Raw genomic sequence first — 13,332 nt, forward strand, 5'->3', positions numbered from 1 at the left:
GATGCAGTCGACGCGGCAGGTCAGGAAAATCGCGTCATCGTTCATCGCCGGCAAGCCGCCTCCCACAGTCCCGTGTTTGCTGTGCGACAGCGCTACGTCGAAGGCGCGGTGAGGTAGACATTCAATCAGAAACTTTTGTTTTCAGCCCCGTTTTGCAAGTCCTCCTACCCCGTGTTCAACCCATGAATACGGGCATACATCTGCTGACCGTCATTTCATTTTCATATCACCCGCTAATGGCTGAAACGCTGGGCTATACTCACGCGGCTTGGACCGTCTGTCGGTCCGCTTCTTGAACACGGCCGGATGCCGTCGTTGAACTCCTGAGGGCTGACTGTGAAGAACTGGACGTTGCGCCAACGCATTCTGGCGAGTTTTGCCGTCATTATTGCGATCATGCTGTTGATGGTCGTTGTGTCTTACTCGCGCTTGTTGTCGATCGAGTCCAGCGAAGAACAGGTACGTCTCGACGCTTTACCGGGTGTCTACTACAGCACTCTGGTGCGCAGCGCCTGGGGCGAGAGCTATATCCGCACGCTCGAGTTGATCGGCGAAGGCCAGGGTCGTGCCCTGACCAAGCAGGAAAAGGATCAGTTCCAGGGCTTCGATGACGCGTTGCAGACCCAGATGGATGGTTACAAGAAGTCCATCTTCGATGACAGCGACAGAGCCAGCTTCGCCGTCTTTGAAAAGCGCCGCGAAACCTATTCCCGGCTGCTCGCCGAGGTGCATGCCAAGTTCGAGCGCGGCGACTACGCGGGCGCTCGTTCGGAGTTCTACGGTGAGGCCAATCCGGTCTGGACTGACGGTCGCAAACAACTCAATGAACTGATCGTGGCCAACAAACAGTTGGCGGATCGTGCCACCGACAACATCGTCAATGCCGTGCTGAGTGCCAAGATCAGCATGGTCTTTTCGCTGTTTATTGCCGTCATGGCCGCCGCTGCATGCGGGCTGCTGCTGATGCGCTCGATCATCGCGCCGATGCAGCTCATCGTGCGGATTCTGGAAACCATGCGCACGGGCGACCTGAGTTCGCGCTTGAGTCTGGCGCGCAAAGACGAATTCAACGTGGTCGAAACCGGCTTCAACGACATGATGGTCGAGCTGACCGCTCTGGTTGCCCAGGCTCAGCGCTCGTCGGTGCAGGTCACCACCTCGGTCACTGAAATTGCCGCCACGTCGCGTCAGCAGCAGGCGACCGCCACGGAAACCGCCGCAACCACCACCGAAATCGGCGCGACGTCGCGTGAAATCGCTGCGACGTCCCGCGATCTGGTGCGCACCATGACCGAGGTCACCTCGGCGGCCGATCAGGCTTCGATTCTGGCAGGCTCCGGCCAGCAGGGTCTGGCGCGCATGGAAGACACCATGCATCAGGTGATGGGCGCGGCCAATCTGGTCAACGCCAAGCTGGCGATCCTCAACGAGAAGGCCGGCAACATCAACCAAGTGGTGGTGACCATCGTCAAGGTTGCCGATCAGACCAACCTGCTGTCGCTCAACGCGGCGATCGAAGCCGAGAAGGCGGGTGAATACGGTCGTGGTTTTGCCGTGGTCGCCACCGAAGTGCGTCGTCTGGCCGATCAGACGGCTGTAGCCACTTACGACATCGAGCAGATGGTGCGGGAAATCCAGTCTGCGGTGTCTGCGGGTGTCATGGGCATGGACAAATTCTCCGAGGAAGTGCGACGCGGCATGTACGAAGTCACACAGGTCGGAGAGCAGTTGTCGCAGATTATTCACCAGGTCCAGGCACTGGCCCCGCGCGTGCTCATGGTCAACGAAGGCATGCAGGCTCAGGCCACGGGCGCCGAACAGATCAATCAGGCACTGGTGCAACTGGCCGATGCCAGCAGCCAGACCGTCGAGTCATTGCGTCAAGCCAGTTTTGCCATCGACGAGTTGAGTCAGGTGGCGGTCGGGCTGCGCAGTGGCGTATCGCGATTCAAGGTCTGAGCACCGCCAATGATGGATCAATCGCCCAGGCGTAACGTCGCGTTGCCCGCGTCGAACAAACTGTTTCTGCTGTTCTGCATCGGTGAAGACCGCTATGCGCTGGAGGCGACCGAAATCGCCGAGATTCTGCCGCGTGTGAAGCTCAAGGCGATTGCCCGGGCGCCGCACTGGGTTGCAGGCATTTTCGCCCACCGGGGCGAGATCGTGCCGGTGATCGATATCAGCGCGTTGAACTCCGGCCAGCCTGCCAGGGCGCGGACCAGCACGCGTATGGTGCTGGTGCATTACCGGCACGATGACCAGCATCCGGCGCAATTGCTCGGACTCATTCTGGAGCAGGCCACCGAAACCCTGCGTTGCCCGGTTTCGCAGTTCAAGGAGTACGGGCTGGACAATCGCCTGTCACCTTATCTGGGGCCGGTCCGTGAAGACGAGCAGGGCCTGTTGCAATGGATTCACGTTCAGGAATTGCTGAGTGAACCGGTGCGCGAGTTGCTGTATCCAGTACCGCCGCTGGACCTGGAATCGCTCGAGGATGCGCCATGAGTGATGATTCGCGCTTTTTCAGTTTCCTCAAGGAACGCATCGGACTGGACGTGACCTCGGTGGGCGAGGCCATCATCGAGCGCGCCTTGCGCCAGCGGGCGGCGTCGGCAAAGTGCCCGGACAGCGATGCCTACTGGCACTTGTTGGTGACATCACCTCAGGAGCAGCAGGCGCTGATCGAGGCCGTCATCGTCCCGGAAACCTGGTTTTTTCGGTATCCGGAATCTTTCGCGACACTGGGCAAACTGGCCCGCGAGCGCATTACTACGCTGGATGGCGCAAGACCGTTGCGCATTCTCAGCCTGCCGTGTTCGACGGGTGAAGAGCCTTACTCGATTGCCATGGCGCTGATTGATGCCGGTATCGGCGTCCGGCAGTTCAAGGTCGATGCCATCGATATCAGTCCTGTTTCGATTGCACGCGCCAAGCACGGCGTATACGGAAAGAACTCGTTTCGTGGCAGCGACCTGAGCTTTCGCGAGCGTTTTTTCACCCCGGTAGGCGAAAGCTTCGAGATTTCCGATCTGGTGCGTGGCTGCATCGATTTTCAGCCCGGCAACCTGCTCGATCCCAAACTGGCGACCCAGGTGGCCTACGACATCGTCTTCTGCCGCAATCTGGTGATCTATTTCGACCGCCCGACGCAGCAACATGTCTTTCAGGTCCTCAAGCAGCTGACCCGTGAAGACGGCGTGCTCTTCATCGGCCCGGCCGAGGGCAATCTGTTGTCCGCCATTGGCATGCGCTCGCTGGGCATCGCCCAGTCCTTCGTTTTTCGTCATGCACCTCGGGAAACGGCTGCGACAGCCACTGCGCCTGCTCCGGTAAACAAACCGATGGCACGCCCGGCCCCCGAGCCGCCTCCACGCGCGACCGCCGCTCAGCCTGTATCGCGAAACGCGACGGCGTTTGCCTCCGGCGGCAAACCGGCTGCAGCAACCGGCAACGCCGACAGTCCCGCGCTGCTGGGTACCATTGCCAGCCTGGCAAACGAGGGCAAGACAGTCGAGGCGCGAGCTGCCTGCGAGCGTTATCTGCAACAGCACGAGCCAGTGGCTCAGGTTTTCTACTGGCTGGGGTTGCTCAGTGAAGTGGAGGGTCGCGTCGCGGAGGCTCAAGGGTTTTACCGCAAGGCGCTCTACCTTCAGCCGCAGCATTCGGAATCATTGGCGCAGATGGCGGCGTTGCTGGCCGCCAGAGGCGACAGCGCCGGTGCGCGCCGATTGCAGGACCGTGCTGTGCGCGGTGCGAATAAACAAGGAAACAACTGATGACGGGCCCGTCCGGTTTTTCAAGCCTTACCCATGATCAGGCCCAGGACATCGACGACTGCTGGAATCGTATCGGCGTTCACGGCGATCGTTCCTGTCCGTTGCTGGAAGACCATATCCACTGCCGCAATTGCGCGGTCTATTCCGCAGCGGCCACACGTCTGCTCGACCGCTATTCACACGCTCAGGAAAACCACGAACAGTTTCATGGCTCTGTCCTGCAGCGCGATATCAAGACGCGCTCGATTCTGGTCTTTCGCCTGGGTGAGGAATGGCTGGGCCTGGCATCGCGCTGCCTGTCGGAGGTTGCCCCCGCGCAGACGATCCACTCCCTGCCACATCAACGCTCGCGTGCGTTGCTGGGCGTCGCCAACGTTCGCGGTGCTCTGGTGGCCTGCATCTCGCTGGTCGAGTTGCTGGGGCTGGACAGCAATCCGATGATTGCCCAGTCCGCACGAACGGTGCCGCGCATGCTGATCGTGGCGGCGGAAGGTGGTCCTGTCGTTGTGCCGGTGGATGAAGTTGACGGTATTCATGCCATTGACGAACGCGAACTGGAAGCTGCTTCGGCCTCCGGCACGCACGCCAATGCGCGCTTTACCCGAGGGGTTCTGCAGTGGAAAGAGCGAAGCCTGCGTTGGCTCGATGAAGATCAGTTGCTGTCGGCGGTGCACCGGAGCCTTACATGACGCCAGATGAAATGCGCGACGCCTCGCTGTTCGAACTGTTCACGCTGGAAGCCGATGCGCAGACCCAGGTCCTGAGTGCAGGTCTGCTGGCGCTTGAGCGTAACCCGACCCAGGCCGATCAACTGGAAGCCTGCATGCGTGCCGCTCACTCGCTCAAGGGCGCGGCAAAGATTGTCGGCGTCGAGTTCGGTGTCAGCGTTGCGCATGTGATGGAGGACTGTCTGGTCAGTGCTCAGGAAGGGCGACTGCTGCTCCAGCCTGATCACATCGACGCCCTGTTGTTCGGCACCGATCTGCTGATGCGCATCGCGACGCCGGGCGGTAACAGCGTAGGCCAGCCCGATATCGATGCTTACGTAGAAAGACTGAATACCTTGCTGGCTTCAGGTGCCGGGGCGGCACGGACAGTCAGCGTGCCCATGCCGGATCCGCTGCTGGCCAGCGCCTTGCAACAGCTCGAAGCAGCGGCCACGCCAGCGCCGCTGAGCGGGTCGCCTGCCGATCCACTGGCGGCCGATCTGCGTCTGGAGCCGGCTAGCGTTCCGCCCAGGGCCGAACCCGAGACGCCATCCGCTGCGCCACTCAAGGATCGCCGGGTGGCCGAGGGCGGCGAACGGGTGCTGCGCGTCACCGCCGAGCGGCTCAACGGTCTGCTCGATATGTCGAGCAAATCCCTTGTCGAGACCCAGCGCCTCAAGCCTCTGCTGGCCGGCATGCAACGCCTCAAGCGCTTGCAGAGCAGCACCGACCGGGCGCTTGAAGCCTTGGGTGTCAGCGTCGGCGAGGGCGGTCTGAATGCCGACGCGCAAAAGGCGCTGGAAGACGCACGCAGCCTGTTGTCCCAGGCGCAGCAGATGCTGGTTCAGCAGACTGCCGAGCTGGACGAGTTCGGCTGGCAGTCGGGGCAGCGAGCGCAGCTGTTGTATGACACTGCGCTGGCCTGTCGCATGCGGCCCTTCGCCGACGTATTGTCGGGGCAGGCACGCATGGTGCGTGATCTGGGGCGCGAGCTGGGCAAGCAGGTTCGTCTGCAGATCGAAGGTGACAAGACTCAGGTCGACCGGGACGTGCTGGAAAAACTCGAGGCTCCGCTGACGCACCTGCTGCGCAATGCGGTCGATCATGGCATCGAGTCACCTGAAAAGCGGGCGGCACACGGCAAGGAACCGGAAGGGCTGATCCGTCTGCAGGCTTCGCACCAGGCCGGTCTGCTGGTGGTGGAACTGAGTGATGATGGCGGCGGCGTGGACCTTGAGCGTCTGCGTCAGAACATTGTGCAGCGCAACCTGTCGCCTGCCGCTACCGCCGCCCAGTTGAGCGAAGAGGAACTGCTGAGTTTTCTGTTCCTGCCCGGTTTCAGCATGCGCGACAAGGTCACACAGGTGTCGGGACGTGGAGTCGGTCTCGACGCGGTGCAACACATGGTTCGCCAGATGCATGGCAGTGTCGAATTACAGCAATGGGCAGGCGAGGGCAGTCGCTTCAGAATCGAGTTGCCGTTGACCTTGTCCGTTGTGCGCAGTCTGGTGGTCGAGGTCGGCGGCGAAGCTTACGCCTTCCCGCTGGCGCACATCGAGCGTATGCGCGATCTGCAGCCCGATGAGATCGTGCAACTTGAGGGACGCCAGCACTTCTGGGACGAAGAACGTCATGTCGGCCTGGTGTCCGCCAGTCAGTTGTTGCACCGTCCTGCATCGCAGGACACTGGCGAAGCGCTCAAGGTCGTGGTGATTCGCGAACGCGACGCGGTCTACGGCGTTGCGGTCGAGCGCTTCATCGGTGAGCGCACGCTGGTGGTGATGCCGCTGGATGCGCGGCTGGGCAAGGTTCAGGATGTTTCGGCGGGTGCGCTGCTCGACGATGGCTCGGTGGTGCTGATCATCGACGTCGAAGACATGCTGCGCTCCGTCGAGAAGCTGCTCAATACCGGACGTCTGGAGCGCATTGACCGTCGTAACCGTCAGGCAGACAGCGTATCGCGCAAACGCGTGCTGGTAGTCGATGACTCGTTGACGGTGCGTGAGCTGGAACGCAAGCTGCTGGTCGGACGCGGCTACGAAGTGTCGGTTGCCGTGGATGGCATGGACGGCTGGAACGCCTTGCGTTCCGAAGATTTTGACCTGCTGATTACCGACATCGACATGCCGCGCATGGACGGTATCGAGCTGGTCACCCTGTTGCGTCGGGATACTCGGCTGCAATCACTGCCTGTAATGGTGGTTTCCTACAAGGATCGTGAGGAAGATCGACGCCGCGGACTGGATGCGGGCGCCGATTATTATCTGGCCAAGGCCAGTTTCCATGATGATGCCTTGCTCGACGCTGTGGTCGAGCTGATAGGGGATGCGCAGGCATGAAGATCGCTATTGTCAATGACATGCCTATGGCTGTCGAAGCGCTGCGCCGGGCGCTGGCGTTCGAGCCACTGCATCAGGTGATATGGGTGGCCGGCAACGGTGCCGAAGCGGTGCGCTGCTGTGCCGAACAGACGCCTGATCTGATCCTGATGGACCTGATCATGCCGGTCATGGACGGCGTCGAAGCGACTCGCCAGATCATGGCCAGCACACCGTGCGCTATTGTCATAGTGACCGTGGATCGCGAGCAGAACGTGCACCGGGTATTCGAGGCCATGGGGCACGGGGCGATGGACGTGGTGGACACCCCTGCCATCGGCGCAGGCAATCCCAAAGAGGCGGCGGCACCGCTGCTGCGCAAGATTCTGAACATCGAATGGCTCATGGGGCAGCGCAACACCCATGAGCGGACCGTCGCTACACCGCTGCGTGAGTCTGTCCGGCGTGACCGGCTGGTTGCCATCGGTTCGTCGGCGGGCGGGCCGGCTGCTCTGGAGATTCTGCTCAAGGCCCTGCCTTCGAACTTTCCGGCGGCCGTCGTGCTGGTGCAGCATGTGGATCAGGTCTTTGCAGCCGGCATGGCCGAGTGGCTGTCCAGTGCGTCAGGAATCCCTGTGCTACTGGCCCGCGAAGGTCAGGTGCCTCAGAGTGGCAAGGTTCTGCTGGCGGGCACCAACCACCACATCCGCCTGTTGAAAGGCGGCACGCTGGCCTACACGGCAGAGCCAGTGAATGAAATCTACAGGCCCTCGATCGACGTGTTTTTCGAAAGTGTGGCTCGTTATTGGAATGGAGATGCTGTGGGCGTTTTATTGACAGGCATGGGGCGCGACGGCGCCACCGGGCTCAAGACCATGCGTGAGCGCGGATTCCTGACCATCGCTCAGGATCAGGCCAGTTCTGCGGTGTACGGCATGCCCAAGGCGGCTGCGGCCATTGATGCGGCGGTCGAGATTCGGCCACTGACCGCCATCGCTCCGCGGCTCGTGGAGGTGTTCGCTCAATGACTGTCCAGATGAAATCACCGCTGCTTGGTCACCAGGAGAAACTTCATGCATGATCTGCAGATGGACGAGATCAAAACACCGGATGAAAACTCTGCGATGGTGCTGCTGGTCGATGATCAGGCGATGATCGGCGAGGCGGTCAGGCGTGGTCTGGCCAACGAAAGCTCGATCGATTTCCACTTCTGCGCCGATCCGCATCAGGCCATCTCCCAGGCTGTGCAGATCAAGCCGACGGTCATTCTTCAGGACCTGGTCATGCCCGGCCTGGATGGTCTGACGCTGGTGCGTGAATACCGCAGCAACCCGCTGACCCGCGATATCCCGATCATCGTGCTGTCCACCAAGGAAGATCCGCTGATCAAGAGCGCCGCGTTCGCCGCCGGTGCCAATGACTATCTGGTCAAGCTACCGGACAACATCGAACTGGTTGCCCGCATCCTGTATCACTCGCGCTCTTACATGACCCTGCTGCAGCGTGACGAGGCGTACCGTGCCCTGCGCGTCAGCCAGCAGCAATTGCTCGATACCAATCTGGTCCTGCAGCGCCTGATGAACTCCGATGGCCTAACCGGACTGTCCAACCGCCGTCATTTCGATGAATACCTGGAACTCGAGTGGCGTCGCGCGACCCGTGACCAGACCCAGTTGTCGCTGCTGATGATCGACGTCGATTTCTTCAAGGCCTACAACGACAGCTTCGGGCATCTTGAAGGCGACGAGGCGCTGCGGCAGGTGGCCAAGGCCATTCGCAACAGCTGCAGTCGGCCCTCGGATCTGCCCGCCCGCTATGGTGGCGAAGAGTTTGCGATGGTGCTGCCCAACACCTCGCCGGGTGGCGCGCGGCTGATCGCTGAAAAATTGCGTCAGAGCGTGGTGGGCATGAACATCCCCCACGTAGCGCCTGCCGAAGGCTCTCACCTCACCGTCAGCATCGGCGTGGCCACAGTTTCTCCACAGGTCGGCTCACACAGTCGCCAGCTGATTCTTGATGCCGACAAGGGGCTGTACGTGGCCAAGCACAATGGCCGCAATCAGGTATCGGTGGGCTGAGCTGGCCGGAGTTGCTGCCAGGCGGGCTCTTGTCAAAAAACACGTCATCTGCTGAATGAATACGTTTTTGTGGGAGGCGGCTTGCCGGCGATGAACGATAACGCGGTGTTCCTGACACACCGCGTCGCCTGCATCGCCGGCAAGCCGCCTCCCACAGTCGTTTTTTGCAGCCAGACAGTGCCGTATCAGGGGCAACGGGGCATCTCCTGCCAGAAACGCACCTATTCAATAAAATTGGCTGCACAAGGCCTGCCCGACGGGCTGCTTTCATGGTGTTGCCTGGGGTATACTCGTCGGCTTTGAAAATTTCGCCTGCGAGTGCTGCCCACCATGGAAATCAACCCGATCCTAAACAGCATCAAGGATTTGTCCGAGCGCTCCGAAACTATTCGGGGGTATCTTTGACTACGATCACAAACATGATCGTCTGACCGAAGTCAATCGCGAGCTCGAAGATCCAAACGTCTGGAACAACCCCGAGTACGCACAGAACCTGGGCCGCGAGCGTGCCTTGCTGGCGCAGATCGTCGACACACTGGACGAAATGACGTCCGGTCTGGTCGATGCCAAGGACCTGCTGCTGATGTCGGCTGAAGAAGAAGACCAGGCTGCCGTCGATGACGTTGCCGCCGAAGTCGAACGCCTTCGCGAATCGCTGGAAAAGCTGGAATTCCGTCGCATGTTCAGCGGCGAAATGGACCAGAACAACGCCTACCTGGACATCCAGGCCGGCTCCGGCGGTACCGAAGCGCAGGACTGGGCCAACATCCTGCTGCGCATGTACCTGCGCTGGGCTGACAAGCGCGGTTTCGACGCCACCATCATGGAACTGTCTGCTGGCGAAGTCGCCGGTATCAAAGGCGCTACCGTGCACATCAAGGGCGAATACGCCTTTGGCTGGCTGCGGACCGAGATCGGCGTACACCGTCTGGTGCGCAAGAGCCCGTTCGACTCCGGCAACCGTCGTCACACCTCGTTCTCAGCCGTATTCGTGTCGCCGGAAATCGATGACAACATCGAAATCGACATCAACCCGTCGGACCTGCGGATCGACACCTACCGCTCTTCCGGTGCCGGTGGTCAGCACGTAAACACCACCGACTCGGCGGTCCGTATCACCCACGTTCCGACCAACACCGTGGTCAGCTGCCAGAACGAACGTTCCCAGCATGCGAACAAGGACACCGCCATGAAAATGCTGCGGGCCCGTTTGTATGAGCAGGAAGTTCAGAAACGTAACGCGGCGTCCCAGGCACTTGAAGACACCAAGTCCGATATCGGCTGGGGTCATCAGATTCGCTCCTACGTGCTGGATGCCTCGCGCATCAAGGACCTGCGGACCAACATCGAGCGCAGCGACTGCGACAAGGTGCTCGACGGTGATCTGGACGAGTATCTGATCGCAAGCCTCAAACAAGGGCTGTAATGCACGCTTCGCAGGATTCGCGCCGTGAGCGCGATCCTGTGCAAGCGTCCGGGACGGCTCTCCGCCTTGCCCGCGAACCCGGATGAACCGGGGCAACGAACCTGTGATGGAATGACTGAAGACATGAGCGACCAACAACTCGACCCGCAAGCCCTGCAACAGGAAGAAAACACCCTGATCGCCCTGCGCAAGGAAAAGCTTGCTGCCGGCCGTGCCAAGGGTCAGGCCTTCCCGAATGACTTCCGCCGCGACAGCTACTGCAACGACCTGCAGAAACAGTACGTCGACAAGACCAAGGAAGATCTGGCTGCAGCAGCGATTCCGGTCAAGGTTGCCGGTCGCATCATGCTTAACCGTGGCTCGTTCATGGTGATTCAGGACATGACCGGTCGCATCCAGGTCTACGTCAACCGCAAGACACTGCCTGAAGAAACCTTGGCCGAAGTCAAGACCTGGGACCTGGGCGATATCATTGCCGCCGAAGGCACCCTGGCCCGTTCCGGCAAGGGCGACCTGTATGTCGAAATGACGTCCGTGCGCCTGCTGACCAAGTCGCTGCGTCCGCTGCCGGACAAACACCACGGCCTGACCGACACCGAACAGCGTTATCGTCAGCGTTACGTAGACCTGATCGTCAACGAAGACGTGCGCGAGACCTTCCGCGTGCGTTCGCAGGTGATTGCCCACATCCGCAGCTTCCTGATGAAGCGCGACTTCCTTGAAGTCGAAACGCCGATGCTGCAGACCATTCCTGGTGGTGCGGCAGCCAAACCGTTCGAAACCCATCACAACGCGCTGGACATGGAAATGTTCCTGCGTATCGCGCCTGAGCTGTACCTCAAGCGTCTGGTTGTCGGTGGCTTCGAAAAGGTGTTCGAGATCAACCGCAACTTCCGTAACGAAGGCGTTTCGACCCGGCACAACCCCGAGTTCACCATGCTCGAGTTCTACCAGGCCTACGCCGACTACGAAGACAACATGGACCTGACCGAAGAGCTGTTCCGCGAACTGGCTCAACTGGTTCTGGGCACCACCGATGTGCCGTATGGCGACAAGGTGTTCCATTTCGGCGAACCGTTCGTGCGCCTGTCGGTGTTCGACTCGATCCTCAAGTACAACCCTGAACTGACCGCAGCCGATCTGCAGGACATCGACAAGGCACGCGCCATCGCCAAGAAGGCAGGTGCCAAGGTCCTGGGCTTCGAAGGTCTGGGCAAGCTGCAGGTGATGATTTTCGAAGAGCTGGTCGAGCACAAGCTGGAACAGCCGCACTTCATTACCCAGTACCCGTTCGAAGTTTCGCCACTGGCACGTCGCAACGATGACAATCCGAGCGTCACCGACCGCTTCGAACTGTTCATCGGCGGCCGCGAAATTGCCAACGCCTATTCCGAGCTCAATGACGCGGAAGACCAGGCCGAGCGCTTCCAGGCTCAGGTGGCCGACAAGGACGCCGGTGACGACGAGGCCATGCACTATGACGCCGATTTCGTACGTGCGCTGGAGTACGGCATGCCGCCGACAGCCGGTGAGGGGATCGGTATCGACCGCCTGGTGATGCTGCTCACCAACTCGCCGTCGATCCGGGATGTGATCCTGTTTCCGCATATGCGCCCGCAGGCGTAACGAAAAAAAAGAAAGCCGCCTCGAATGGGCGGCTTTTTTTTGGGTCTTTTTCAGGACGAATTTATAAGGACGATAGTGTGACGATTGCCAGAGAAGGGGCTGCCGGGGTAGCGAGCGCGGTGGCCAGAAGTGTCAAGTATCAGGGTCGCAAGGCCAGTCGAGAGGGGAGCGAGCAGCGCAGGCAGGTGATTCTCGATGCAGCCATGCGCATTGTGGTGCGTGACGGCGTGCGTGCCGTACGCCACCGGGCCGTGGCTGCGGAGGCGGGCGTACCGCTGTCGGCGACGACATATTATTTCAAGGACATCGACGACCTGCTCACCGATGCCTTCGCCCAGTACGTGCAGCGCAGCGCAGACTACCTGGCCAGGTTGTGGCAGAACACCGAAGTCATCTTGCGCGACATGATGGCCCGCAGTTCCGGCAGTCCCAGCGACCGTTTCAAGCTGGCCGACGACATTGCCAAAATGGTGATGGAGTATATTCGCCACCAGTTGCTCACCCGGCGCGACTACCTGATTGCCGAACATGCGTTCTACCACGAGGCGCTGATCAATCCGCGTCTGACCCCGCTGGTCATGGCGCATCAGGAAATCCTGCTGCAGGGCAGTTGCCAGTTTTTTCAGGTGATTGGCTCGCTGCAGCCCTATCAGGACGCGCAAGTGTTGACGGGGCTCATCCGCCGGATGGAATATCAGGGCCTGCTTCATGGCCCGCTGCGTCAGGCGGACGAAGAAATCCTCTGTATGCTCACCCGCCAGATGCGTCTGGTGCTGGGAACCCCTCAACCGGTTCGAGGGTGACGCTGCTTCTGTTCAGGAGAACCCCATGAAGACCTGGCGCGTGTTGATTGCGCTGTCGTTTTTGTTGTTGAGCGGCTGTCTGGTGACCTTCAAGGACCCGATACCCGCCCGTGAGGCTGCGCCCGCCGGTTTGCTGGGTCAGTGGACCAGCAAGAACGCCTGGGGCGAGCCGCTGGAACTGGACGTCTCGCGTGCCGGGGCCAACCGTTACAAGGCCGTCAGCTACCGCAAGGGCGACCGACGTCACGGCGATGAGTACACCGTGACGGTGACGCACCACGGCAGCCGCTGGTACCTCTCGGCGAAGCTTCCGGCCAAATATGGCGCTGACTATGGCATTGGAGGTTTCGAGCTGACCCGCAGCGGTGAGCTGGTTGTCTATAGTCTGGACATGGACCGCGTCGGTCAGTGGGTCGAGCAAGGCAGTCTGGCCGGTCAGCCGGTCGAAAATGAAACGGGCAAGGGTCTCCTGATTACCAGCCCTCTGGAGCAGGTATTCGGGTACCTCGACGATCCCGCCAACTCAGATGTTTTTCAGGAAGTCGCGCGTTACAGGCGCGTTGCCAAGTAGCAGGGCGATAGCCCGCCAGCCAAGGAG

At 60.6% G+C, this 13,332-nt stretch carries 11 protein-coding genes; all 11 read left to right on the plus strand.

From position 1 onward, the window contains the following. Positions 1 to 336: 336 nt before the first annotated feature. The 11 genes from AO065_RS23000 to AO065_RS23050 all read left to right on the plus strand — a co-directional run bounded on the left by AO065_RS23000 (position 337) and on the right by AO065_RS23050 (position 13,305). Positions 337 to 1,959 carry a methyl-accepting chemotaxis protein gene (locus AO065_RS23000; RefSeq protein ID WP_004878904.1) on the plus strand — a complete coding sequence of 541 codons (1,623 nt, stop codon included), beginning with the start codon at positions 337 to 339 and terminating at the stop codon, positions 1,957 to 1,959. A gap of 9 nt (positions 1,960 to 1,968) precedes the next feature. Then, positions 1,969 to 2,505, plus strand: coding sequence for a chemotaxis protein CheW (locus AO065_RS23005; protein WP_004878906.1), 537 nt, complete (start codon positions 1,969 to 1,971; stop codon positions 2,503 to 2,505). Further along, on the plus strand, positions 2,502 to 3,776 hold the full coding sequence (locus tag AO065_RS23010; RefSeq protein ID WP_004878909.1) for a CheR family methyltransferase: 1,275 nt from the start codon (positions 2,502 to 2,504) through the stop codon (positions 3,774 to 3,776). Before AO065_RS23005 ends, AO065_RS23010 begins: the two co-directional genes overlap by 4 nt. Beyond that, on the plus strand, positions 3,776 to 4,465 hold the full coding sequence (locus AO065_RS23015) for a chemotaxis protein CheW (protein ID WP_004878910.1): 690 nt from the start codon (positions 3,776 to 3,778) through the stop codon (positions 4,463 to 4,465). The genes AO065_RS23010 and AO065_RS23015 overlap by 1 nt, the downstream gene beginning before the upstream one ends. Then, positions 4,462 to 6,822, plus strand: coding sequence for a hybrid sensor histidine kinase/response regulator (locus AO065_RS23020; protein WP_004878912.1), 2,361 nt, complete (start codon positions 4,462 to 4,464; stop codon positions 6,820 to 6,822). The genes AO065_RS23015 and AO065_RS23020 overlap by 4 nt, the downstream gene beginning before the upstream one ends. Further along, complete coding sequence (gene cheB, locus AO065_RS23025; RefSeq protein WP_004878914.1) at positions 6,819 to 7,829, plus strand: chemotaxis response regulator protein-glutamate methylesterase; 1,011 nt, start codon at positions 6,819 to 6,821, stop codon at positions 7,827 to 7,829. Before AO065_RS23020 ends, cheB begins: the two co-directional genes overlap by 4 nt. Before the next feature lie 45 nt (positions 7,830 to 7,874). After that, the gene (locus tag AO065_RS23030; protein WP_004878915.1) at positions 7,875 to 8,879 is read left to right on the plus strand and encodes a response regulator; all 1,005 of its coding nucleotides are present in this window, start codon (positions 7,875 to 7,877) and stop codon (positions 8,877 to 8,879) included. Positions 8,880 to 9,209: 330 nt separating this feature from the next. Beyond that, positions 9,210 to 10,305, plus strand: a protein-coding gene (gene prfB / locus AO065_RS23035) for a peptide chain release factor 2 (protein WP_096766619.1) whose coding sequence is annotated in 2 segments (ribosomal slippage) — positions 9,210 to 9,281 and positions 9,283 to 10,305 — 1,095 coding nt in all. Because the reading frame shifts where the segments join, the coding sequence is not laid out codon by codon here. 123 nt (positions 10,306 to 10,428) lie between these two features. After that, positions 10,429 to 11,931, plus strand: a complete 1,503-nt coding sequence (gene lysS / locus AO065_RS23040; protein ID WP_004878920.1) for a lysine--tRNA ligase — start codon at positions 10,429 to 10,431, stop codon at positions 11,929 to 11,931. A 77-nt stretch (positions 11,932 to 12,008) separates the two neighbouring features. Beyond that, positions 12,009 to 12,734 carry a TetR/AcrR family transcriptional regulator gene (locus tag AO065_RS23045; RefSeq protein WP_004878922.1) on the plus strand — a complete coding sequence of 242 codons (726 nt, stop codon included), beginning with the start codon at positions 12,009 to 12,011 and terminating at the stop codon, positions 12,732 to 12,734. 25 nt (positions 12,735 to 12,759) lie between these two features. Then, the gene (locus tag AO065_RS23050; RefSeq protein WP_004878924.1) at positions 12,760 to 13,305 is read left to right on the plus strand and encodes a hypothetical protein; all 546 of its coding nucleotides are present in this window, start codon (positions 12,760 to 12,762) and stop codon (positions 13,303 to 13,305) included. Positions 13,306 to 13,332: the final 27 nt, after the last annotated feature.

Origin of the sequence: Pseudomonas viridiflava (genome assembly GCF_001642795.1) — a bacterium.
In the GTDB taxonomy this organism is placed as follows: Bacteria; Pseudomonadota; Gammaproteobacteria; order Pseudomonadales; family Pseudomonadaceae; genus Aquipseudomonas; species Aquipseudomonas viridiflava.